20 protein-coding genes are annotated in these 22,238 nt (G+C 75.2%); 16 read left to right on the top strand and 4 right to left on the bottom strand.

Annotated features, from left to right (window positions below; translation table 11 throughout):
- Positions 1–27 precede the first annotated feature (27 nt).
- The 3 genes from AC2CHG_RS14700 to AC2CHG_RS14690 are packed head-to-tail and all read right to left on the bottom strand — an operon-like array spanning position 28 to position 3,755.
- Positions 28–1,083 (bottom strand): hypothetical protein, encoded by a 1,056-nt coding sequence (locus AC2CHG_RS14700; protein WP_135239698.1) that lies wholly within the window; start codon positions 1,081–1,083, stop codon positions 28–30.
- Positions 1,084–1,122: 39 nt separating this feature from the next.
- The gene (locus tag AC2CHG_RS14695; protein WP_366620419.1) at positions 1,123–2,088 is read right to left on the bottom strand and encodes an FAD-dependent oxidoreductase; all 966 of its coding nucleotides are present in this window, start codon (positions 2,086–2,088) and stop codon (positions 1,123–1,125) included.
- Positions 2,085–3,755 (bottom strand): AMP-binding protein, encoded by a 1,671-nt coding sequence (locus tag AC2CHG_RS14690; protein WP_463840655.1) that lies wholly within the window; start codon positions 3,753–3,755, stop codon positions 2,085–2,087. The genes AC2CHG_RS14695 and AC2CHG_RS14690 overlap by 4 nt, the downstream gene beginning before the upstream one ends.
- 226 nt (positions 3,756–3,981) lie before the next feature.
- Here AC2CHG_RS14690 and AC2CHG_RS14685 point away from each other — a divergent pair, with 226 nt between their 5' ends.
- From AC2CHG_RS14685 to AC2CHG_RS14610, 16 genes are all read left to right on the top strand, one after another.
- Positions 3,982–5,661, top strand: a complete 1,680-nt coding sequence (locus tag AC2CHG_RS14685) for a carbamoyltransferase N-terminal domain-containing protein (protein ID WP_484524938.1) — start codon at positions 3,982–3,984, stop codon at positions 5,659–5,661.
- Between the two features lie 77 nt (positions 5,662–5,738).
- Positions 5,739–6,029, top strand: a complete 291-nt coding sequence (locus tag AC2CHG_RS14680) for a phosphopantetheine-binding protein (protein ID WP_216933389.1) — start codon at positions 5,739–5,741, stop codon at positions 6,027–6,029.
- A 52-nt stretch (positions 6,030–6,081) separates the two neighbouring features.
- On the top strand, positions 6,082–7,785 hold the full coding sequence (locus tag AC2CHG_RS14675; RefSeq protein WP_135239702.1) for a carbamoyltransferase N-terminal domain-containing protein: 1,704 nt from the start codon (positions 6,082–6,084) through the stop codon (positions 7,783–7,785).
- Between the two features lie 2 nt (positions 7,786–7,787).
- Positions 7,788–8,810, top strand: coding sequence for a methyltransferase (locus AC2CHG_RS14670; RefSeq protein WP_355511208.1), 1,023 nt, complete (start codon positions 7,788–7,790; stop codon positions 8,808–8,810).
- Complete coding sequence (gene fabG / locus AC2CHG_RS14665; protein ID WP_262014491.1) at positions 8,807–9,556, top strand: 3-oxoacyl-[acyl-carrier-protein] reductase; 750 nt, start codon at positions 8,807–8,809, stop codon at positions 9,554–9,556. The genes AC2CHG_RS14670 and fabG overlap by 4 nt, the downstream gene beginning before the upstream one ends.
- Before the next feature lie 49 nt (positions 9,557–9,605).
- On the top strand, positions 9,606–9,860 hold the full coding sequence (locus AC2CHG_RS14660) for an acyl carrier protein (protein WP_135239705.1): 255 nt from the start codon (positions 9,606–9,608) through the stop codon (positions 9,858–9,860).
- 4 nt (positions 9,861–9,864) lie between these two features.
- Positions 9,865–11,082, top strand: a complete 1,218-nt coding sequence (locus AC2CHG_RS14655; RefSeq protein WP_262014490.1) for a beta-ketoacyl-[acyl-carrier-protein] synthase family protein — start codon at positions 9,865–9,867, stop codon at positions 11,080–11,082.
- Positions 11,079–12,152, top strand: a complete 1,074-nt coding sequence (locus tag AC2CHG_RS14650; protein WP_262014489.1) for a beta-ketoacyl synthase N-terminal-like domain-containing protein — start codon at positions 11,079–11,081, stop codon at positions 12,150–12,152. The genes AC2CHG_RS14655 and AC2CHG_RS14650 overlap by 4 nt, the downstream gene beginning before the upstream one ends.
- The gene (locus tag AC2CHG_RS14645) at positions 12,149–12,958 is read left to right on the top strand and encodes an alpha/beta fold hydrolase (protein WP_135239708.1); all 810 of its coding nucleotides are present in this window, start codon (positions 12,149–12,151) and stop codon (positions 12,956–12,958) included. Before AC2CHG_RS14650 ends, AC2CHG_RS14645 begins: the two co-directional genes overlap by 4 nt.
- Positions 12,955–13,653 carry a DsbA family protein gene (locus tag AC2CHG_RS14640; protein WP_484524937.1) on the top strand — a complete coding sequence of 233 codons (699 nt, stop codon included), beginning with the start codon at positions 12,955–12,957 and terminating at the stop codon, positions 13,651–13,653. The genes AC2CHG_RS14645 and AC2CHG_RS14640 overlap by 4 nt, the downstream gene beginning before the upstream one ends.
- Positions 13,650–14,873, top strand: coding sequence for a cytochrome P450 (locus AC2CHG_RS14635; protein ID WP_484524936.1), 1,224 nt, complete (start codon positions 13,650–13,652; stop codon positions 14,871–14,873). Before AC2CHG_RS14640 ends, AC2CHG_RS14635 begins: the two co-directional genes overlap by 4 nt.
- Positions 14,870–16,018, top strand: coding sequence for a steroid 3-ketoacyl-CoA thiolase (locus AC2CHG_RS14630; protein ID WP_194800061.1), 1,149 nt, complete (start codon positions 14,870–14,872; stop codon positions 16,016–16,018). The genes AC2CHG_RS14635 and AC2CHG_RS14630 overlap by 4 nt, the downstream gene beginning before the upstream one ends.
- Before the next feature lie 46 nt (positions 16,019–16,064).
- Complete coding sequence (locus AC2CHG_RS14625) at positions 16,065–17,000, top strand: TIGR03560 family F420-dependent LLM class oxidoreductase (RefSeq protein ID WP_269696765.1); 936 nt, start codon at positions 16,065–16,067, stop codon at positions 16,998–17,000.
- A 48-nt stretch (positions 17,001–17,048) separates the two neighbouring features.
- The gene (locus AC2CHG_RS14620) at positions 17,049–18,218 is read left to right on the top strand and encodes an acyl-CoA dehydrogenase family protein (protein ID WP_135239713.1); all 1,170 of its coding nucleotides are present in this window, start codon (positions 17,049–17,051) and stop codon (positions 18,216–18,218) included.
- Positions 18,206–20,620 carry an alpha-L-rhamnosidase-related protein gene (locus AC2CHG_RS14615; protein WP_484524935.1) on the top strand — a complete coding sequence of 805 codons (2,415 nt, stop codon included), beginning with the start codon at positions 18,206–18,208 and terminating at the stop codon, positions 20,618–20,620. The genes AC2CHG_RS14620 and AC2CHG_RS14615 overlap by 13 nt, the downstream gene beginning before the upstream one ends.
- The gene (locus AC2CHG_RS14610) at positions 20,617–21,000 is read left to right on the top strand and encodes a hypothetical protein (RefSeq protein WP_484524934.1); all 384 of its coding nucleotides are present in this window, start codon (positions 20,617–20,619) and stop codon (positions 20,998–21,000) included. The genes AC2CHG_RS14615 and AC2CHG_RS14610 overlap by 4 nt, the downstream gene beginning before the upstream one ends.
- On the opposite strand, the gene AC2CHG_RS14605 is transcribed toward AC2CHG_RS14610, so the two are convergent.
- Positions 20,994–22,238, bottom strand: a 1,245-nt coding sequence (locus tag AC2CHG_RS14605; protein WP_484524933.1) for an amidase family protein, incomplete at its 5' end; no start/stop codon positions are given. The genes AC2CHG_RS14610 and AC2CHG_RS14605 overlap by 7 nt on opposite strands.

Below are 22,238 nucleotides of genomic sequence, written 5' to 3'. Positions count from 1 at the left end.
CCCTCTCCGGGGCGCCCGGAGCGCGGGTCAGGTCAGGCCGCTGTAGAACAACGCGCCGATGACGGCCCGTTCCGCCTGCGGCAGGCGGGCGTGCGGCACCGCCCGGCCGGTCAGCGCCAGCCCTTCGCGCGGCTGGTAGATGAAGTCCAGCCCGCCGTCGGGGAAGTTGCCCGCCTCCCGCACCCACCGGTCCAGCCAGGCCGGGTCGTGGCCGGTCTCGTCGAGGTACGAGCGCATCGGCCCCGGGTCGCCGGCGATGGTGAACAGCAGCGACACCTCGCACGTCGGCTGGTCGGTGTGCACGCCCAGGTAGTCGCCCTTCTCGTAGCGCAGGTACGTGCACCGGGTCGGGTGCATGGGCCGGCCCATCCGGGCGCTGATCTCGGCGACCAGCGCCGGATCCTCGTGGATCTTGATGAGGGTCGGCCCGGCGCCCAGGTACGCGTTCATCGAACGGCTCACCAGCGCGTCGTGCTCGACGTCCCAGCCCGGCTGCGGCCCGCCCGCGAAGGACTCCCCGCGCGGGGCGGCCAGCAGCACCTCGACGTCCTTCATGCACTCCCGCGCGGTGGCCGCCGAGATCAGGTCCGGCATGTGCCAGTAGTAGCCGGACGGGTCCAGCATGGACAGGTAGTCGCTGCGCCGGCCGCTGGACTCGCGCAGCAGCGCCGCGTACTCCTCGTCCACCTCGTGGTCGGTGGGCCGCCGCACCACCCGCGACTTCACCGCCCTGATGATCAGCGGGCCCTGCGGGAACATCTGGTCGTACGTCGCGTCGACCAGCGGGCCACCGCCGGCCAGCGGTGACACGTCGGCCGGCGGCACCCCGGCCGACACGGCCAGGCGCTCGTACAGCCGGATCGAGGCCGGTGGCTCGTCGCGCAGTCCGAGGTGGTGACGCAGCCGCCAGCGCCGCCACTCCAGCTCCACCTCGTTGATCCGGTGCCGGGGCCACCGGTACGAGCCGCCGGGCGCGTACAGCGCATCCCGGATGTGCTGCACGTCGATCGCGCGGACCCGGTCCGCGGCGGTGCGGAACAGGGCCGACGCGTCGGCGCCGGACGCCCAGGTGGCAGTGGACATGGTGTCCCTCCGGTCAGGCCGGCGCCCGGCGGCGCCGGCTCACTCGTCAGGCCGGTCGGTGGTCCCGCCGCCCTGCGCCAGCGCGGCGGCGTCGCGGGCGCATCCCCACGAGAGCATGACGCCGTTCCCCGCGTGGCCGTAGTTGTGCACGACGAGCGCGTCCCCCCGGCGCTCGGCCTCCACCCGCGGGGCCGGGCGGCCGGGACGCAGCCCGACGGTGTGCGCGAGCACCTCGGCGCCGGCCAGGGCCGGCTCGATCGCGGCGCACCGCGCGACGATGTCCCGCTCCTCGGCCGGGTCGGGCGTGGTGTCGTCGCTGCGCCGCTGCGCGCCGCCGAGCACCACGTGGTCGCCGTGCGGGAAGATCGACGCCCAGGTGGGCGTCATCGGCGCCTCCAGGAAGAACCGCTCGATCCCCGGGTTGCGCACCACGATCTTCGGGCCGCGCACCGGGTACAGCTCGTCGTCGCCGGTCAGCGCCCGCGCGGCCAGCCCGGTGCAGTTGACCACCACCGGCGCCACCGCCGCCGCCTCGTCGAGCGAGGCCACCGGCTCGGTGCGCAGCTCGCCGCCGGCGTCCAGGAAACGCTGCTGGAGGTACGCGAGGTAGACGGGCATGTCGACAAGTGGCAGCCGGACGGTGAACGCGGTGCCGAAGCCCGCCGGGCGCTCGTGCTCGTCCAGCGGCCGGAACCCCGGGGTCTGCTCCACGAACGGCGGGGTGGCACCGGCGGGCCGGGCGGCGAGTACGCCCTCGCACAGCGTCACGCCCGGCATCGGCTCGTCGCGCAGCACCCGCAGTGTCTCGTCGGTCCAGGCGCGCTGCGGGTCGTCCGGCGGTGACAGGTTCGGGCCGACCAGCGCCGAGGCCTGCATCGAGGTCGTCCGCGCGGGCGGTTCCGCGGTACGGATCAGCACCCGCGCGCCTCCCTCGGCCAGCCGGATGCCGGTGCTGAGACCGGTGACACCGGAACCGAGGACGACGACGTCCGGACGTGCGGTCATGAAGGATCCTCCGAGTGTGCGGCGGCTGTGGTCAGCTGTCCTGTCAGGAAGATTCTCCACAGCTCACGCCGCTTCGGCTTGCCACTCGTGGTTCGCGGGATGGTGCCGACGCCGGTCCGGACGAACACCAGGTCGGCACCCTCGGTCACCCGGCCGACGAGCCCCTGCGCCGCCTCCAGCCGCAGCGGGTCGGCCTGCTCGACCACCACCACCGCGGTCGGCCGGTCCCCGCGCATGCCCAGCAGGACGGTCTGCCGGTGGCGCGGCAGCCCGGCCGACTCCAGCGCCGCCTCCACGTCCTCGGCCAGCAGCGTACGGCCGCGCACCTTCACGCTGTCGCCGATGCGGCCCAGCACGAACAGCTGGCCGTCGTGCAGGAACCCGGCGTCGCCGGTGACCAGCGGACCGTCCCGGCGGCCGGTGTCGGCGTCCGGCGGCTCGTTGTGGTAGCCGTCGGTGAGGCAGGGACCGTCCACCACGATCTCGCCGACGTGGTCCTCCGGCAGTTCCCGGCCGTCCCGGTCGACGATCGCGACCCGGATCCCGTCCAGCGGGCGGCCGGAGCCGACGAGCGCGCCACCTGCCTCCGGCACCAGCGGCACCGGCCCGTCGAGCACCACCCGCCGCGGGTCCAGCGGCACCGACGTCCACAGCTCGTCCAGCGGCAGACCGGTGACGGCGAGTGTCGCCTCGGCCAGCCCGTACGCGGGCAGGATGGCGCGCGGGTCCAGCCCGTACGGGGCCAGCAGCCGCACGAAGCGCTCCACCGCGCCGGTGCCGACCCGCTCGGCGCCGACGATGACCGCCCGCCAGGCGGAGAAGTCCATGCCGTCCAGGTCCTGCGGGCGTACCTTGCGCGCGACGTGTTCCAGCCCGAACGTCGGCATCGCGGTGAGCCGCGCGCCGTGGACGCCGAAGCAGCGCAGGTAGCGCAGCGGGGACCGGACGAACTGCTCGGGGGAGAGCAGCCACAGGTCGCTCTGCCGCACCACGGGCGTGATGAGGCAGCCGATCAGCCCCATGTCGTGGTGCATCGGCAGCCACGACGCGGTCGGGTCCTCCGGCCGCATCCGCAGCCACCGCGCGATGGCGGCCACGTTGGCCTCCAGCGCCGGCACCGGCACCCGGACCCCGCGCGGCGCCCGGGTCGAGCCGGAGGTGAACTGGAGCATCGCCAGCTCGGCCGGGGCCCAGCCCGGCCACGGGCCCGGGTCGGCGGTGGCGATCACGTCGTCGTCGACCCGCACCGGCACCGGCGGCGGCACCAGCCCGGCGAGCTGCCCGGCCAGCGCGGCGGACGTCACCACCATCCGCGGGGCGGCCCGGCCGACCAGGTGGGCCAGCGCCCGCGCGTACCCGGTCAGATCCTGGCCGAACGCGGGCGGCGCGGTCGGCACCGGCACCGCGCCGGCCACCATCGCGCCGAAGTAGAGCTGGATGAACCGGGGCCCGGTGGGCTCCACGATCACCACCGTGTCGCCGTCGGCGGTCCCGGCCGAGCGCAGCCCGGCGGCGACCCGGCGGGCGCCCTCGGCGAGCCGCTCGTAGCTCCACTCGTCCCACCCGTCGCCGGGTCCGGCGAAGCGGACCGCCGCGTCCGGGCGCGGCCGGTGCACCCAGTCGGTCAGCGGCGAGCCTGCCGCCGCGGCGCGATCCTGTCCGTCCATCGGGGACCTCCTGGGCACGGGTGGGCGGAGCGTAACGCGGTGCCACGCGACGGCGGCAGGCCCGCGCGAGCCGGCCGGCGGGCACGCTTGCGGCGCCGGCCGGCCCGGCGCGAGCATGCGCTCGACGTGTGACGTGGGCGCGATGTCCCTGGCACGCCTGCCCGGTCAGGTGCGGGCAACTGGGCATTCTGCCCAGTTGAACGGACCCGGCGAGGAGGCTGCGAAGGTGCCTGGACGATCCCTGATCTGCGGACTGAAGGTCACGCACGACGGCGCGGTGGCCGTGATCGACGACGGTCGGCTGCTGTTCTCCACCGAGGCGGAGAAGCTCGACAACCACAACCGCCACTCGGAACTGCACGACATCGACGTGATCCACGACGAACTGCGCCGGCACGGCCTGTCGGCGGGCGAGCTGACCGGCGTGGCCGTCGACGGCTGGGCCCGGGACCGGGACGGCACCTCGTACGTGTGGCTGCTCGACGGCGCGCGCCCGCACCCGCTGGACGTGGCCGGTTACGAGGACCCGGTGACCGACGCGGCACGGCCCCTCGACGCGCGGCACGGCCCGCTGCCGCAGCGGTTCGGCCCGGCCGGCTTCGCCAGCTACACCCACGCCACCGGGCACCTGTTCGCCGGCTACTGCACCAGCCCGTTCGCGCAGCGCGGCGAGCCGGCGCTCGGCCTGGTCTGGGACGGCGGGATGCCGCCCTTCCTCTACCTGGTCGAACCGGACGGGCCCCGGGTACGCGGTGTCGGCCGGGTCAACGAGTTCATCGGCGGCCTGTACCCGATCTTCGCCTCGCACTTCGACCCGTTCCGGGTCGACCGGCGCAGCGCCGACCCGGACCGCCGGTTCGGGATGGAGGCGCTGCTCCCGGTCTCCGGCAAGGCGATGGCGTACGCCGGGCTGGGCAAACCGGTGGAGGCGGTGATCGACGTGATGGGCGCCGTCACCACGCAGTTCGGCGCGGTCGACACGCCGATGCGCTCGTTCCAGTGGAGCCAGCGGGTGCTCCAGCTCGCCCGGGGCCTCGGCGCCACCGACGCCGAGCTGCTCGCCTCGTTCCAGGAGTACCTGTTCCGGGCCCTGGTCACCGGCATGGTGGCGATGCTCGACCGGCACCCGGAGCTGCGGGCGCTGCCGCTGTGCCTGTCCGGCGGCTGCGCGCTGAACATCAAGTGGAACTCCGGCCTGCGGAGCAGCGGGCACTTCCCGCGGGTGTGGGTGCCGCCGTTCCCCAACGACGCCGGCTCGGCGATCGGCGCCGCGTGCGCCGAGATGGCCCGCACGACCGGGCGTACCGGTCTTCAGTGGAGCGAGTTCGCCGGGCCGGAGCTGCGCTGGGACGGCGTGGTGCCGCCGGGCTGGACGTCGCGGCCGTGCCCGGTCGAGGACCTGGCCGCGCTGCTGCACGAGCGCGGCGAGGTGGTCGTCGTGCTCACCGGGCGGGCCGAGCTGGGCCCGCGCGCGCTCGGGCACCGCAGCCTCATCGCGCCCGCCACCAGCCGGGACATGCAGCAGCGGCTCAACGAGATCAAGGGCCGGGAGTGGTACCGGCCGGTGGCGCCGATCTGCCTGGAGGAGCGGGCGCCGGAGGTGTTCGCGCCCGGCACCCGCGACCCGTACATGCTCTTCGACCACGACGTCCGGGCCGGCTGGGTGGAACGTATCCCGGCGGTGGTGCACGTCGACGGCAGCGCCCGGCTGCAGACCGTCGACGCCGGCAACCAGGTGGTCCACGACCTGCTGCGCGCCTACGAGCGCCTCAGCGGCGTACCGGTGCTCTGCAACACCAGCGCGAACCTGCCGGGACGCGGTTTCTTCCCCGACCCGGGCACCGCCATGTCCTGGGGCCGCACCCGGTACGTGTGGTCCGACGACGTGCTCTACGAGCGCCTCTGAGCCCGCCTCCGGAGGGTGTCCGCGGTCGAGTTCGCGCACGCTTCCGGGGGCGCTCGGGGCGGGGTTACGGTGCCCCCGTGCCGATTCCGAATGAGCAGCAGACGCGGAAGCGGGTGCGGGAGCTGGTCCTCGAACTGGCCCCCAACCCGGAGAAGGGCGACCAGGACGAGGTGCTCCTCGTCGAGGACCTGGAGTACCACTCCCTGGCCCTCCTGGAGCTCGCCTTCGCCCTGGAGGACGAGTTCGACCTGCCGCCGATCGACGAGCAGAGCGTGCAGAACATCCGTACCGCCGCCGACATCGAGAACCACGTGGTGCGGCAGCTGGAGAGCAAGGACGCCGAGCCGCTGGCCGCCACGACGGAGTGACGGTCCACTTCGGACCGTGTGAGGGCTGGCAACGATCGGTGGAGGTGCGGACTTGTCCGAGCACGACGAGGTCATCTGCGGGCTGAAACTGACCCACGACGGCGCGCACGCCCTCATCCGGGGCGACCGTCTGCTCTGGTCGGTCGAGGAGGAGAAGGTCGGCAACCGCCGCCGCCACGCCCGCCTCACCGACCTGAGCGGCGTGGTGGCCGAGCTGGAACGCCACGGCCTGGGCATCGGCGACATCGACGCGATCAGCGTCGACGGCTGGGTGCAGTCCGGCGACGGACGGACCGCGGCGGAGATCGAGCTGCCCGACGGCGGGCGGCAGATGATCGACCTGGCCGGCTACGCGGTCATCGCCGAGCCCGGCAACCCGCTGCCGGCCCACCCGCGCACCACCGGCAGCGGCCTGCCGCTGGGCTCGAAGACCTTCGACTACTCCAGCTACCCGCACGCCACGGGCCACGCGTTCGCCGGTTACAGCACCAGCCCGTACGCGGCGGCGGACCGGGCCGCGCTGATCCTGGTGTGGGACGGCGGCATGCCCGCCACCCTCTACCGGTTCGACCCGGCCACGCCCGCGCTGCACTCGCTCGGCGTGGTGGTCCCGATCGTCGGTGCCCTCTACCCGATCTTCGCCTCGCTGTTCCCGCCGTTCGGCGTTCCCGCCGACGAGCGCCGCCGGCTCGGCGGGCTGGGCGACTTCGCCCAGCTGGAGGCGCTGCTGCCGGTCTCCGGCAAGGCGATGGCGTACGCCTCACTGGCCCCGGCCAGCGAGGAGGCGATCACGGTGATGACCGAGCTGGCCGAGTCGATGCTGCCGATCGGCATCACCGGCGCGTTCCTCTGGAGTCATCAGGCCCGGCGCCGGCTCGCGCCGCTGCGGCTCTCGGACGCGGCGATCCTCGCCTCGTTCCAGGAGTTCCTGTTCCGGCTGCTGCTGCGCGGGCTGCGTACCGGCCCGGGCGCCGCCTACGTGCGGGCCGGCGAGCCGCTCTGCCTGTCCGGCGGCTGCGCGCTGAACATCAAGTGGAACTCCGGGCTGCGGGCCAGCGGCGACTTCAGCGACGTGTGGGTGCCGCCGTTCCCGAACGACGCCGGCTCGGCCATCGGCACCGCCTGCGCGGAGCTGTTCCGCCGCACCGGCCGCGCCGCGCTGCGCTGGTCGGTGTTCGACGGCCCGGACCTCGTCGACTCGCCGGTCCCGCCCGGCTGGACCGGCCGCCCGTGCAGCGTCGCCGAACTCGCCGAGCTGCTGCACCGCACCGGCGAACCGGTCGTGGTGGTCGACGGCCGGGCCGAGCTGGGCCCGCGCGCCCTGGGCCACCGCAGCATCATCGCCCCGGCGCACGACCCGGCGATGAAGGACCGGCTCAACGAGATCAAGCTGCGCGAGTCGTACCGGCCGGTGGCGCCGATCTGCCTGGAGGAGCGGGCGCCGGAGGTGTTCGACCCCGGCACCCCCGACCCGTACATGCTCTTCGAGCACCACATCCGGCCCGGGTGGCGGGACCGCGTGCCGGCGGTGGTGCACGCCGACGGCAGCGCCCGGCTGCAGACCGTCGGCCCGGCCCATCCGCTGCTGTTCGAACTGCTCACCGCGTACGAGCGGCACTCCGGCATCCCGGTGCTCTGCAACACCAGCGCCAACCACCCCGGACGCGGCTTCTTCCCCGACGCCGCCTCCGCGATGCGCTGGGGCGGCGTGCCGCGGGTCTGGTCGCGGGGCCGGCTGTACACGGCGGACCGCTGACCATGGTCGCCCGTCGCGCCGACATCTCGGCGATGCTCGAGATGCTCCCGCCGTTCGCCGTGCGGGTCGCCGCCACGCTGCGGCTGTCCGACCACATCGCCGACGGTCACACCGGGCTCAAGGCGCTCGCCCGGGCCGGCGGCGCCGACCCGGACGCGCTCGGCCGGCTCCTGCGCTACCTGGTCCAGCTCGGCCTCTACACCGAACCCGAGCCGGGCACGTACGCGGTCACCCCGGCCGGCCGGATGCTCGCCACCGCCCACCCGTCGGGCCTGCGGGCCTGGCTGGACCTGGACGGGCCGGGCGGGCGGATGGACCTGGCGCTGGCCGGGCTGCTGCACGCGGTGCGCACCGGCGAACCCGGGTACGACCGGGTCCACGGCCGCTCCTTCTGGGACGACCTGGCCGCCGACCCGGCCCGCGGTGACGCCTTCGACGCGCTGATGGCCGGCAAGTCCCGGCGCGTCGCCGCCGACCTGGCCGCCGTGGTGCCCTGGGACGGCACCCGGCACCTGGTCGACGTGGGCGGCGGTCGCGGCGCCACGATGATCGCCGTCCTGGGCGCCCACCCCGGTCTGCGCGGCACCGTGTTCGACCTGCCCGGACCGGCGGCCGGGGCGCGCGCGGCGGTGCGGGAGGCGGGCCTTTCCGACCGGTGCGACGTGGTCGCCGGCAGCTTCCTCGACGCCGTGCCCGAGGGCGACACCCACCTGCTGTTCGACATCCTGCACGACTGGGACGACGCGACCGCCGCGGCGATCCTGCGCCGCTGCGCCGCGGTGAGCCGCCGGGTGCTCGTGGTGGAGGACATCCCGGCCGGCGAACCGGACCGGTGGTCGGCCGCCGCCGACCTGAAGATGCTCACCCTCTTCGCCGGCCGCCAGCGCACCGCCGCGCAACTGGCGGCGCTGGGGGCGGTGGCCGGCCTGCGGGCCGTGCATCCGGCCGCGCCGGTGGCGCTGCCGGGCGGGTTCGCCTACGTCGAGTTCCGGCCGGGCGCCGGGGAAGGGGGTACGCCGGCATGAGCGGCTCCGAGTCCGCCGGGCACGTCCTGGTCACCGGCGCCTCCCGGGGCATCGGCCGCGCCGTCGCGGTGCACCTGGCCGGTCTGGGCTACGACGTCACCGGCTGCTACCGGCGCGACGGCGAGGACGCCGAGGCGGCCGAGGCGGAGGTCGCCGCCCACGGCGTGCGCTGCCTGTTCCAGTCCTGCGACGTGTCCGACCCGGACGCCGTCGAGGAGCTGGTGGCGCTGGCGGAGAAGAAGATCGGCCCGCTGACCGGGCTGGTCAACAACGCCGGCATCACCCGGGACGCCCCGGCCGTGCTCATGCGCGCCGACCAGTGGCGGGACGTGCTGGACGTCAACCTCACCGGCACCTGGAACCTGTGCCGCACCGTCGGGTTCCGCTTCCTCAAGCGGCGGGCCGGCGACATCGTCAACATCTCCTCGGTCGCCGGTGTCTACGGCAACGCCGGTCAGACCAACTACGCGGCGGCGAAGGCCGGCATCATCGGCCTGACCCGCTCGCTGGCCAAGGAGATGGCGCCCTACGGGTCGCGGGCCAACGTGGTCGCGCCCGGGTTCATCGACACCGACATGACCTCGGCGCTGCCGTCGAAGTCGCGCGCCAAGGCGCTCGCCGCCATCCCGCTGGGGCGCTTCGGCGTACCGGACGACGTGGCGCCGCTGGTGGCCTTCCTGCTGTCGCCCGCCGCGTCGTACATCACCGCCCAGGTCTTCCACGTCGACGGCGGGATCGTCCTGTGACGCCCGTGCCGTGCCCCACCGACCGTCGTACCAGGAGAGGAACAGTGTCATGTCGGACAAGCAAACCCACCTCGAGGAGCTGCGCGAGCTGGTCGCGGAGGTGCTCGAGGTCGAGCCGTCGGAGCTGACGGACACCGCCGACTTCCAGGACGAGTACGAGGCCGACTCGCTGCGGGCGATCGAGATGCTGGCGCGGATCGAGAAGCGCTACAAGGTGGAGATCCCGCAGCGGGAGCTGGCCGGGATGGAAAACCTCAAGGCGGTGTACGAGATCACCGCCACCTACGCGGGCTGGGACAGCTAGTGCGATGAACCGTGTCGTGATCACCGGCGTCGGGCCGGTCTCCAACATCGGCATCGGGGCCCGCGCCTTCGAGCAGGGGCTGCGCGAGGGGCGCGTGGGTGTCGGGCCGATCCGCAGCTTCGACACCACCGGCTTCCCGCGCACCATGGCCGGTGAGGTCCGCGACTTCGTCCCGGCGGACCTGCTGCGCCGGCTCGACGTCGCGGCGTGGGGCCGCTCGTCCCTGTTCGCGGCCGCCGCGGCCCGGCTCGCGGTGCGTGACGCCGGCCTGGACGTGGCGCTCGACGCCGGTGCGCTGGCACCGGACCGGGTCGGCGTGGTGGTCGGCACCACCAGCGGTGAGTCGAAGCTGACCGAGGAGTTCGGCCGGCGGGTGGTCGACGCCGGGTTCGCCGCCGTGGATCCGGCGCTGCTGGCGGGGTTGCCGGCCGGGCGGCTGGCCTTCGCCGTGAACGAGGAGCTGGGCGTGACGGGTGAGTCGGTGACGCTGGCGACCGCCTGCTCGGCGAGCAACTACGCCATCGGCTACGCGTACGACGCGATCGCCGCGGGCGACGCCGAGGTGATGCTCACCGGCGGCGCCGACTCGGTGTGCCGGTGGGCGCACGCCGGGTTCGTGCGGCTCGGTGCCGTCGCCGAGACCGCCTGCGCGCCGTTCGACCTGAACCGCTCCGGCATGGTCACCGCGGAGGGCGGCGCGATGCTGGTGCTGGAGTCCGCCGACCACGCCGCCGCGCGTGGTGCCCGGCCCTACGCCGAGGTGCTCGGCTACGCGCTGAACTGCGACGCCAGCCACATGGTCGCGCCGAACGCGGCGACCATCGCCGCGTGCATGCGCCTGGCCTTCGACAACGCCGGGATCAGCCCGTCGGACGTCGACTACGTCTGCGCGCACGGCACCGGCACCGCCGCCAACGACGCCACCGAGGCGGAGGCGCTGTTCGAGGCGTTCGACGGGAAGGTGCCGCCGGTCAGCTCGATCAAGTCGATGCTCGGCCACACCATGGGCGCGGCGAGCGCGTTCGGCGCGATCGCGTCCGCCGTCGCCATCGCCCGGGGGTTCCTGCCGCCGACGGTGAACTGGGCGTCGCCGGACCCGGCCATGTCGTGGCTCGACCCGATCCCGAACCGGGCCCGCCCCGCGCCGGTACGGGTGGCTCAGAACAACGGCTTCGCGTTCGGCGGCAACAACGCCATCGTCCTGCTCGGGGCGCCGTCGTGACCGCGCTGACGATCGCCGGCTGGGGCGTCGTGGGTCCGGCCGCGGACAGCCCGGAGGCGCTCGCCACGGCGCTCGGGGCCGCGCCGCAGCCGGTGCCGGTCACCGGCATGTACGCCGACGAACTACCTGACGCGCGGGCGCACGCCCTGGTCGGTTTCGACGTCAAGGCGCACCTGCGCCGCCGCGGCACCGCCTTCTTCGACCGGCGCACCTCGCTGACTGTGGTCGCCTGCGGCCGGGCCATCGAGGACGCCGGCCTGGTGGTCACCGACGACAACCGGGACCGGATCGGCATCGTCACCGGCACCACCGCCGGCAGCGTCAAGTCGAGCGTGGACTACGCGGCGGAGACGTTCACCCAGCAGCCGCCGTACCTGGTGAACCCGGCGCTGTTCCCGAACACCGTGATGAACTGCGCGGCCGGCCAGTCGGCCATCTGGTACAAGCTGCACGGGCCGAACGCCACCGTCGCCGGAGGGCCGCTGGCGTTCCTGACCGGGCTGCGCTACAGCGCGAACCTGTTCCGCCGGGGCCGTGCCGACGTGCTGCTGGCCGCCACGGTGGAGGAGTTCACCCCGCACGCCGCCTGGACCGTGCGGCGCACCGGCGGGACCGTCGCCGGGGAGGGCGGCGCCGCGTTCGTGTTGCGCCGCGAACCGGACGGGCCGGCCGACGGCGCCGTCCTCGCCGTGCGGGTCGGCTTCTGCCCGGCCGGGCAGTCCCGGCCCGCCGCGCTCTCCGCACTCGTCCGGGCCACGCTGGCCGAGGCCGGCGTGGACGGCGCGGACGTGACCACTGTCGCCTGCGGCCGGCGTGGCGACGCGCGCGACGACGCCGAGGTCTGGGCGGCGGTGGACGACGGGCTCGGCGGGCGCTCGCCGGCCGAGCGGCTGCACGTCGACGACGTGGTCGGGGACTGCCAGGCGGCGACCGCGGCCTGGGAACTGGCCGCGGTGCTCGCCCGGCACCGCGCCGACCCGGGCCGCGACGGCGCGTACGCGCTGCTCGTGGCGCGGACGCCGGAGGGCGGCGTCGGCGCCGCGGTGGTCCGGGGCCGGAGCCGGCGATGATCCCACCGCGACTGCACGGCCTCACCGCCGACGACCGGGACGCCACTGCGGCCGACGGCGACGGCCCGGTCGCGGTGTTCGTGCACGGCATGGAGGACGACTGCCGGGGCTGGACCGCGCTCGCCCGCAGCCTCGGCCCGCAGTGGCGGACGCTGGCGATGTGCGTGCCCTGGCACGCCGGCAACGACTACTCCTGGCGGTACGCCGGGCGGCCGGGGGAGTGGGTGGCGGCCGGGCTGTCGAAGCTGCCCGCGCCACCGACCGTCCTGGTCGGGCACTCCTTCGGCGCCAACGCGATCCTGGAGCTGCTGGCCACCAGCCCGCAGCCGCCGGCCCGCTCGGCGGTGCTGACCACGCCGTTCTACCGGCCGCACGACGCGCCGGTGACCTGGCGCGCGTTCGACAGGTCGCGGCGGATCTTCCAGCGCCAGATCAGCGACGGGCTGCGCTCGCGGCTGACCGCCCGCAAGACGTCACTGGAACCCGACATCCTCGAATCGATGCTCGAACGGGCGTGGGAGCGCACCGGCCCGAGCGCGTTCCTGGCGGTCTTCGAGCAGTACCTGGCCAGCGGCCACCTGCCGGTGCAGACGGTGGAGATCCCGGTGCTGGTGGTCGGCGGCGAACGCGATCCCGGGCTCAACCGGGACCACCTGCGGGCGCTCACCGACCGGCTGCCGCTGGGCCTGCTCGCCTGCGAACCCGACTACGACCACTTCTGCCACCGGCGACACGCCCACCGGCTCGGCCGGTCGATCGACCGGTTCGCCCGGTACGGCACCGACGCGGAGAGGCCGGCCCGATGACACCGACGACACAGCCGCGCGTGCACTTCTCCTTCCGCAGCCCGTTCAGCTGGCTGGCGATCACCGTCCTGCGCCGGCGGGTGCCGGACCTGGACGACCGGGTCACCTTCGTGCCGTTCTGGAACCCGGACGCGGTCACCGAGGCGGCGCTGCGGGAACGTGGCGCGGAGCTGCACTACGCCCAGATGAGCAAGGCGAAGCACCTCTACATCCTGCACGACACCAAACGGCAGGCGGCCCGCGTCGGCGTGCCGATGCGCTGGCCGATCGACGACGACCCGTGGTGGGAGCTGCCGCACCTGGCCTGGCTGGCTGCCCGCCGCGCCGGCCGGGCCCGGCAGTTCTACGAGGCGGCGTGCGCGGCCCGCTGGGAGCGCGGCGAGGACATCTGCACCGTCGAGGCGGTCGAGCGCATCGCCCGGGAGGCCGGGCTCGACCCCGGACCGGCGGCCCGGGCCACCGACGACCCGCTGATCCGGGCCGAGGCGGTCGACTGCCTGGAGCAGGCGTACCACGACGACATCTTCGGCATCCCGTACTTCCGGATCGGCCGACACCGGTTCTGGGGCCTGGACCGGGTGGACGACTTCGTCGCCGAGCTGGAACACCCCACCCCGGTGCGGCGGCCCGCCCCGGCCGGCGCGGCCCGGCGGATCGGGGCGTACGACACCGACACGGCGGGAGGCTGCGGATGACCGCGAGCGCACGGGAGTCGGCGCGACTGTTCGACCCGTTCGACCCCGCCGTCCTGGCCGACCCGTACCCGGCCTACGCGCGGCTGCGCGACCACGACCCGGTCAGCTACCTGCCCGAGTACGACGTGTGGATGGTGACCCGGTACGACGACGTGGTGGCCATCGCCCGCGACCCGGCCCGGTTCTCCTCGAAGATCGGCATGAGCCCGGACTTCGCGGTCGCCGGCGGCCCGCAGACCGGCGTCAGCTACCGCATCGGCGCGCCATCGGTGCGGGTGCTCATCGCCACCGATCCGCCCGAGCACCAGATCTTCCGGCGCGCCGTGGCCGGCGCCTTCACCCCCGCCTCGGTGACCGCGGCGACGCCCCGGATCCGCGCGCTGGCCCGCGAGCGCGTACGGGTGCTGCGGGAACGCAGCGAGGCCGGGTGCGGGGACTTCTTCACCGACCTGGCCGAGCCGCTGCCGGTGCTCGTGCTCGCCGACCTGCTCGGCGTGCCGGCGGACATGCACGAGGAGTTCCGGGACTGGTCCACTGTCATCACCAAGGACCTCGACCAGGCGTCCGGGCCGCCCCGGGTGGGCCGGGGGATCGAGATGTTCCGCTACTTCAGCCGTCAGCTCCGCCGCGCCACGCCCGGCCGGGCGAACCTGTTCGACGCGATCGCCACCGCCCGTTCCGCCGGGGTGTCCGAGCAGGAGCTGCTGGCGTTCTGCGCGTTCCTGCTCGTCGCCGGCATCGAGACCACCACGAACCTGCTGACCAACCTGATGGCCGCGCTGCTGCGTTTCCCCGGGTTGCAGGACCGCATCCGCGACGACCCGGGCCTGGTGCCGACCGCCGTGGACGAGGCGATCCGCTACGACACCCCGGTGCAGGCGCTGTGGCGGGGCACCCGCGAGCCGGTGGAGCTGCACGGCCGTACGCTGCCCGCCGACGCCCGGGTGCTGCTGGTCTGGGGCGCGGCCAACCGCGACGGCCGCCGGTTCGACCAGCCGGACGAGTTCCGGCCGGACCGCCGCCCCAACGACCACGTCGGCTTCGGCGCGGGCCCGCACTTCTGCCTCGGGGCGCGGCTGGCCACCGCCGAGGTCGCGGCGGTGCTGCACGAGCTGTTCGCCGCCGCGCTCCGGGTGGAGCCGGCCGGGGAGCCGGTGCTGACCCGCAGCCTGGTGCTGCGCGGCCGGACCAGCCTGCCGGTGCGGTTGGTGCCCCGGTGACCCCGCCCGACCGCGACCCGGTCGTCGTCGAGGCGGTCCGCACCCCGATCGGCCGCCGCCGGGGCGCGCTCAGCGGCGTGCACGCCGCGGTCCTGCTGCGCCACGTGCTGCTGGCCGTGCTGGAGCGCACCGGCGTCGCACCCGCGGACGTCGACCAGATCATCGGCGGCTGCGTGACCCAGGTCGGCGAGCAGGGCCTCAACGTGACCCGCAACGCGTGGCTGTCCACCGGACTGGACCACCGGGTCGCGGCGACCACGGTGGACGTGAGCTGCGGCTCGGCCCAGCAGGCAAACCACCTGGTCGCAGCGCTCATCCACGCCGGGGCCATCGACGTCGGCATCGCCTGCGGGGTGGAGTCGATGAGCCGGGTGCCGGTGGGCAGCAACTTCACCGGTGCGGCCGACTTCCGCACCGAGGACTACCCGTGGGACGACCCGCCCCGGCTGCAGTTCGGCGGGGCCGAGCGGATCGCCGCGCGCCAGGGGCTGACCCGGGGCGAGCTGGACACGTACGGCCTGCGCTCGCAGCGGCGGGCCGCCGCGGCCTGGGCCGCCGGGCACTTCGACCGCGAGGTCGTGCCGGTGCCGGTGCCCGGCGGCCCACCGGTCGCAGTCGACGAAGGGCTGCGCGCCTCCACCCCGGAAGGGCTGGCCGCGCTGCGCCCCACTGTCGACGGCGGCCTGCACACCGCCGGCACCACCTCGCAGGTCTCCGACGGCGCCGCGGCGGTGCTGTGGATGTCGGCCGGCCGGGCCCGGGCGCTCGGCCTGCCGGCCCGCGCCCGGCTGACCCACCAGGTGGTGACCGGCGCCGACCCGTACTACCTGCTCGACGGCCCGGTGGAGGCCACCGGCCGGATCCTCGCCCGGGCCGGGATGAGCCTCGGCGACATCGACAGGTACGAGGTGAACGAGGCGTTCGCCGCAGTGGTGCTGTCCTGGGCCGGGCGCCTCGGCGCGGACCTGGACCGGGTCAACGTCAACGGCGGGGCCATCGCGCTCGGGCACCCGATGGGCGCCACCGGCGCCCGGCTGGTCACCACCGCGCTGCACGAGCTGGAACGCACCGGCACGGAGCTGGCCCTGATCACCATGTGCTGCGGCGGCTCGCAGGGCACCGCCTCGATCCTGCAGCGCTGCTGACTGGCACACACGTACCCGGCCGGGCCGCAGTGGAGGGAGCACCAGGATGCGGATGGGAGTGTTCGTCGGCGACTTCACCGGCCCCGGCGGGACGGCGGCGCTGGGCGAACGGCTGGCCGCGTTCGCCGTACGGGCCGAACGGGCCGGCGCGGCGAGCCTCTGGCTCAACGACCACCTGTTCCAGATCCCCATGTTCGGCGGCGAGGACGACCCGGTGCCGGAGTCCTGGACGGCGCTGGCGTTCGTCGCGGCCCGGACCAGCCGGATCGAGCTGGGCACGCTCACCACCTCGGCGACGTACCGGCACCCGGGCGTGCTGCTCAAGACCGTCGCCACGCTGGACGTGCTCAGCGGCGGGCGGGCCTGGCTCGGCATCGGGCCGCCCTGGCACGAGCGGGAGCAGCGGGACATGGGCATCCCGGTCGGTTCGTGGCCGGAGCGCTTCGCCCGGCTGGAGGAGATCCTGCGGCTGACCCGGCAGGTGTGGGACGGCGACACCGCCCCGTTCGCCGGCGAGCACTACCGGCTCGACCGGCCCCGGCTGTGCCCGCCGCCGCTGCGCCGCCCGCCGATCCTGGTCGGCGGCGCGCACGAGCGGCGGGTGCTGCGGCTCGTCGCCCGCTACGCCGACGCCTGCAACCTGTTCGAGGCGGGCGGGCTGCCGATGCTGCGGCTCAAGCTGGACCTGCTGCGGCGCAACTGCGAGCAGGCCGGCCGCCCCTACGACGACATCCTGCGGACCACGTTCGGCGCGCTGCGCGCCGAGGACGTGGCCGACCCGCGGGCGGCGCACCGGCGGTTCCAGGACCTCGCGGAACTCGGCGTCGACGTGGCGGTCGTGGACCTGGGCGCGGACGCCGACGAGCGCCGGTTCGAGCTGTTCGCGGCGCTGGCCGAGGCGGTCGCGCCGCTCGGCCGCACCCAGCCGGCCGCTGTGCCGGCGCACATCGTTGTTCCGGCCGTACCGGCGTTGGCAGACTGACCCGGCGACGGCCGATCCGCACGCGTGTCGAATGTGGAGGAACGTCAAATGACCTCGACCACCCCCGTGACGATCGACGCCCTCAAGGCGGCCCGGGAACTGGCGCCGACGATCGCGGACCGGGCCGCCGAAGGCGAACGCCTCGGCTGCGTACCCCCCGATCTGCTGGACCGGATCTCCCGGGCCGGGCTGATCGACCTGATGCTGCCGCAGGCGTTCGGCGGCCTCGAACTCGACCCGATGGCCGTGGTGGACGTCATCACCGAGCTGTCCCGCGCGGACGGCTCGGTCGGCTTCACCATCCTCAGCCTCAACGCCACGTTCTTCGTCGCCTGGCTGGAGCCGGACGTCGCCCGCTCGGTGCTGGCCGACCGGCCGCGCGCCATCGCCACCGTGTTCGCGCCGCTGGGCAAGGCGACGCCGGATCCGGGCGGCGGGCTGGTCGTGGACGGCCGCTGGCCGTTCAACAGCGGCTGCCGCAACGCCTCCTGGTTCGCCAACGGCGTGATGGTGATGGACGGCGACAAGCCGGCCGTCGTCCCGCCCGGGCGCCCCGACTGGCGGCTGGTCTTCGTCCCGGCCGCGGACGTCGAGGTGCTCGACACCTGGGACGTCGCCGGGCTGCGCGGCACCGGCAGCAACGACGTGCGCATGAGCGGCGTACGGGTGCCGCCGGAGTACACCGCGAACCCGATCTTCGAGTCGGCCAAGCTGGACGGGACCATCTTCCGCTGGTCCTTCTTCGCGCTCATGGGCGTGCTGTTCGCCGGGTTCCCGCTGGGCATCGCCCGGCGCGCGATCGACGAGTTCGTCACCGTGGCGCCGCACAAGTCGCGGGGGAGCCGGCCGCTGGCCGAGGAGCAGTCGGTCCAGCTGACCGTCGCGCGGGCCGAGGGGCAGTTGCGTTCCGCGCACGCGTACGTGCAGGACACGCTGGGCCGGGCGTGGGACCGTACGCTCGCCGGCGACGAGATGACCATGGACGACCGGGTCGCGGTGCGGCTGGCCACCGGCAACGCCATGCGCGCCGGGACCGCCGCCGTCGACTCGATCTTCCGGCTGGCCGGGGGCAGCGCCCTCTACAACCGGTCGCCGCTGCAACGCTGCTGGCGCGACATCAACGCCGGCAGCCACCACGGCTACTTCTCCGAGTACCACGAGACCCGCGTGGGCCGGGCGCTGCTCGGCGTGCCGGTGCCGGACCCATGGATGATGTGACGACGGACGGGCGCCGGCCGTGGACCGGCCGGTGGATCTGGTGCCAGGACACCGGCATCCGCCGCACCGGCGAGTTCCAGAGCATCCCGGAGGTCGACGAGCGGGTCCACGACCGGCGGGTGCTGTTCCGGCGCGAGTTCACGCTCGACCGGGTGCCCGGGCGGGCGCCCATGCGGATCACCGCCGACTCCCGGTACGTGCTGTGGGTCAACGGGGTGGAACTGGCCCGCGGCCCGGCCCGCAGCCATCCGCGCCGCCTGCTCCACGACACCGTCGACGCGGCCCCCGCGCTGCGGCCCGGCGTCAACGTCGTCGGGGTGCTGGTGCGCTTCTACGGCGAACCGACCGCCTGGTGGATGCCGGCGGTGCCGACGTTCAGCCACGGCGCCGGGGTGCTCGTCGCCGAGGTCGACCTGCCCGGCGGCGTCCTCGGCACCGACCGGACCTGGCGCTGCCGGGTGAGTGACGCGTGGACGCGCCAGCGCCCGTCCGGTCTCGGCCAGGCCCGCCCGGAGGTGCTCGACGGCCGCCGGCTCGACCCGGACTGGCTGCGGCCCGGCCACCCGGACGAGGGCTGGTCCGCGCCCCGCGTGGTCACCGCCCTGCACCTCGGGGGCATCGGCCGGGCGGTCCCGCCCACCGACCCGTACGGGCCGATGCCGCCGCGTGTCACCGCGCCGCCGGCCGTGACGCCGAGGACCCCGGCGGGGCTGCGGCGCCACCGGCCCGGCACACCCGGTGAGCCGGTGACGCTGCCCCTGACCGTCGACCTGGACGCCGGGTCGCCGGAGGTGCTCACCGCCGACTTCGGCCGGGTCGTCGCCGGCACGCTGGCGCTGCGGCTGACCGGCCCGGCCGGCGTGGTCGTCGACGGCTCGCTCGGCGAACGCCTGGACGGCGAGGGCGTGCCGGCACCGCCGAGCGCCGCGTTCTCCTACACGCTGCGCGGGCACGCCGACACGTTCGAGACCGCCGACCCGGGCGGCGGCCGGTACGCGGTGCTGCGCCTGACCGGGTCCGGCCGGGTCACGGTGGACGCCGTCACCGTGTCCGAACGGCTGCGCCCGCGGCCGGCCGGCCCGTTCTTCACGTGCAGCGACCCGCTGCTGGACGAGATCCACCGGGTCGGCCTGCGGACCGTCGACCTGACCGCGCAGGACGCGTACATCGACTGCCCGACCCGGGAGCAGCGCGCCTGGACCGGCGACTCGGTGGTGCACCAGGCCGTGGACCTGGTCACCAACCCGGACTGGCGGCTGGCCCGCTGGCATCCGCGCCTGGCCGCCGTCCCCGGCCCGGACGGGCTGCTGCCGATGGCGGTGGCCTGCGACTTCGAGCACCGCGCCACCACCACCATCCCGGACTGGTCGCTGCACTGGATCCGGTCGGTACGCAACCTGTGGTGGTGGGCCGGCGACCGGGACGAGGTGGCCGCGCTGCTGCCGGTGGCCGAGGGCGTGCTGCGCTGGTTCGCCGAGTTCGCCCGCGACGGGCTGCTCACCGACGTCACCGGCTGGGTGCTGCTGGACTGGGCCAGCGTGCAGGGACGCGGCGCCGGCGCGGTGCTCAACGGGCTGTGGGGACGTGCCCTGACCGACTTCGCCGAGATGGCCGCGTGGCTCGGCGACCACGGCCGGGCCCGCTGGGCGCGCGCGCAGCACCGCCGCCTCGCCGAGGCGTACCGGATCTTCCTCGACCCCGCGCGCGGCGGCTACCGGGACTGGGCGCACGACGGCGTGGCCGGTCCGGGCCTCAGCGACCACGCCGCCGCGGCGGCAGTCGTCGGCGGCCTCGTCCCGGCCGCGTCGCGGGCCGCGGTGCTGCGGTTCCTGCTGGCGCGGGAGGACCGGGTGACCAGCGCGTGGTCCTTCGGCGTCATGCCGCTGCGGGCCGCGATGGGCCCGCCGCAGCCGGACTGGGACGTGGACCGCCAGGTGGTCGCGGCACAACCGTTCTTCCGGTACGTGGTGCACGACGCGGTCGCCGCGCTCGGCGGCGCGGAGCACGTGGCCCGGCTGTGCCGGGACTGGCGGGCGCTGCTGACGGAGGAGTCGGACACCTGGCCGGAGACCTGGTCGGGCGGCTCGCTCTGCCACGGCTGGTCCGCCACGCCGAGCCGGGACCTGCCGCTGTACACGCTCGGCGCGGGCCCGGCGGCACCCGGTTTCGCCCGGGCCCGGGTCGCGCCGCGCCTGGGTGACCTGGACTGGGCGCGCGGGGCGGTGCCGACGCCGCACGGCCTGCTCACTGTCGAGGTGGGCACGGAGGTGACGGTGGAGTCCCCGGTGCCGGTGGAGATCGACGTGGGCGGCGTCCGGCACCACCGGCCGCCCGGCCGGTGGACGGTCCCGGCGGGACGGGAACACGACCCGGACCGCCCCGGCGCCGCGGTGACGGCATGACCGGCGAACCGGCGGGCGCGCGGGCCAACGGCACCAAGCTGACCGTCGCCAACGGCCGGCGCCCGGCCCCCGACGCCGCCCCGGCCGCGCGTACCGTCCCCGTGGAACGGGCCGACGCGCTGCTGTCCGCCGTCGCCGACCTGGTCGGACCGCGCGCCGACCCGCTCGGCGACGCGCTCGCGGCGGTGCTCGACGCGGCCCGCGACCTCGTCGAGGTGGCGGCCCGGTGGCCGGCCGGCTCCACCCCGGGGGCCGAGTCGCACGAGCGCCTCCGGCAGGCCCACGGCAGCGCCCGCGCCGCGTGCAGCGTCTGCTGGTACGCGGTGGTCGAGGTGGGCGACCAGGTCCGCCGCGCGGACGGCGGCCGTCCGGCTCAGTAGCCGGGCGGGGCCGTGTAGCCGCCGGTCAGCTCGTGTACCGCCGCGGCGAAGGCCAGCGTGCCCCGGTCACCCCAGCGCGGCCCGATCACCTGCACCCCGACCGGCAGCCCGGCCGCGGTACGGCCCACCGGAACGGCGGTGGCGGGCAGCCGGGCCAGGCTCGCCAGGCTCGCCCACACCAGCTGCCCGGCGTACGGCGCCGGTCGGCCGTCCACTGTGAGCTGCCGGGCCAGCGGGGGAGCGTCGGTCTGGTGCGGGTACGCCGGAAGCGGCGCGGACGGGGTGATCACCAGGTCCACCCGCTCGAAGACCGCCTGCCACGCGGCGGCCGACCGCGCCTGCCGCTCGGCGCTGCGGTGCCAGGCCCGGTACGGCTGGGCGAGGCCCCGGGCGAGCCGCACCACCGGGCGGTCGTCGTCGGGGCGGGCCCGGCGGGCGATCCGGGCCAGCTTGGCGAAGTCGGCGTCGGAGAAGTCGGTGCTGAGCACACCCAGCAGCAGTTCCAGGTAGATCTCGTAGGACTCGTAGAACGGCCGGGGCGGCCGGAGCCGGTCCTCGACCAGCGCGCCGGCACCGGCCAGGCGGGCCACGAACTCCCGGAGCACCCGCAGCGTCTCCCGGTCGGTGCGCATCAGCGGGTTGTCCAGCCAGACCGCGATCCGGCAGCCGCTGATCCGCCGCGTCGCCGGGGGCGCCGGGGGCAGCGTCCCGCCCGGTACGCCGCCCGCGTCGTCGCCCACCAGCACGCCCAGCGCCAGGTCGAGGTCGGCCGGGTGCCGGGCCATCGGGCCGACCGCGCCCAGCGGCGACGCGCCGAGCGTGCCGGGCGGCCCGGGGATGTGCCCCCGGGTCGGCACCGCCGAGAAGGTCGGCAGGTGCCCGTACACGCCGCAGAAGTGGCTCGGCAGCCGGATCGACCCGGCGATGTCGCTGCCCAGCTCCAGCGGGGTGAGGCCGGCCGCGAGCGCGGCGGCGGAGCCGCCCGAGGACCCGCCGGCGGTACGCCCGGGATCCCACGGGTTACGGGTCAGCCCGTACACCGGGTTGTCGGTCTGGAAGTCGCCCGCGTACGGCGGCACGTTGGTCTTGCCGACCACGACGGCGCCGGCGGCGCGCAGCCGGGCGACCGCCTCGGCGTCGCGGTCCGGCCGGTGCCCGGCCAGCTCGGGCGCGCCCGCGGTGGTCACCAGACCGGCGGTCTCGAACACGTCCTTCACCGTCATCGGCAGGCCGTGCAG

This window comes from Micromonospora sp. ATLC20, from assembly GCF_057196585.1.
Note: the sequence above shows the minus strand (reverse complement) of the source record. Positions and strands in the feature narration are given on the sequence as shown.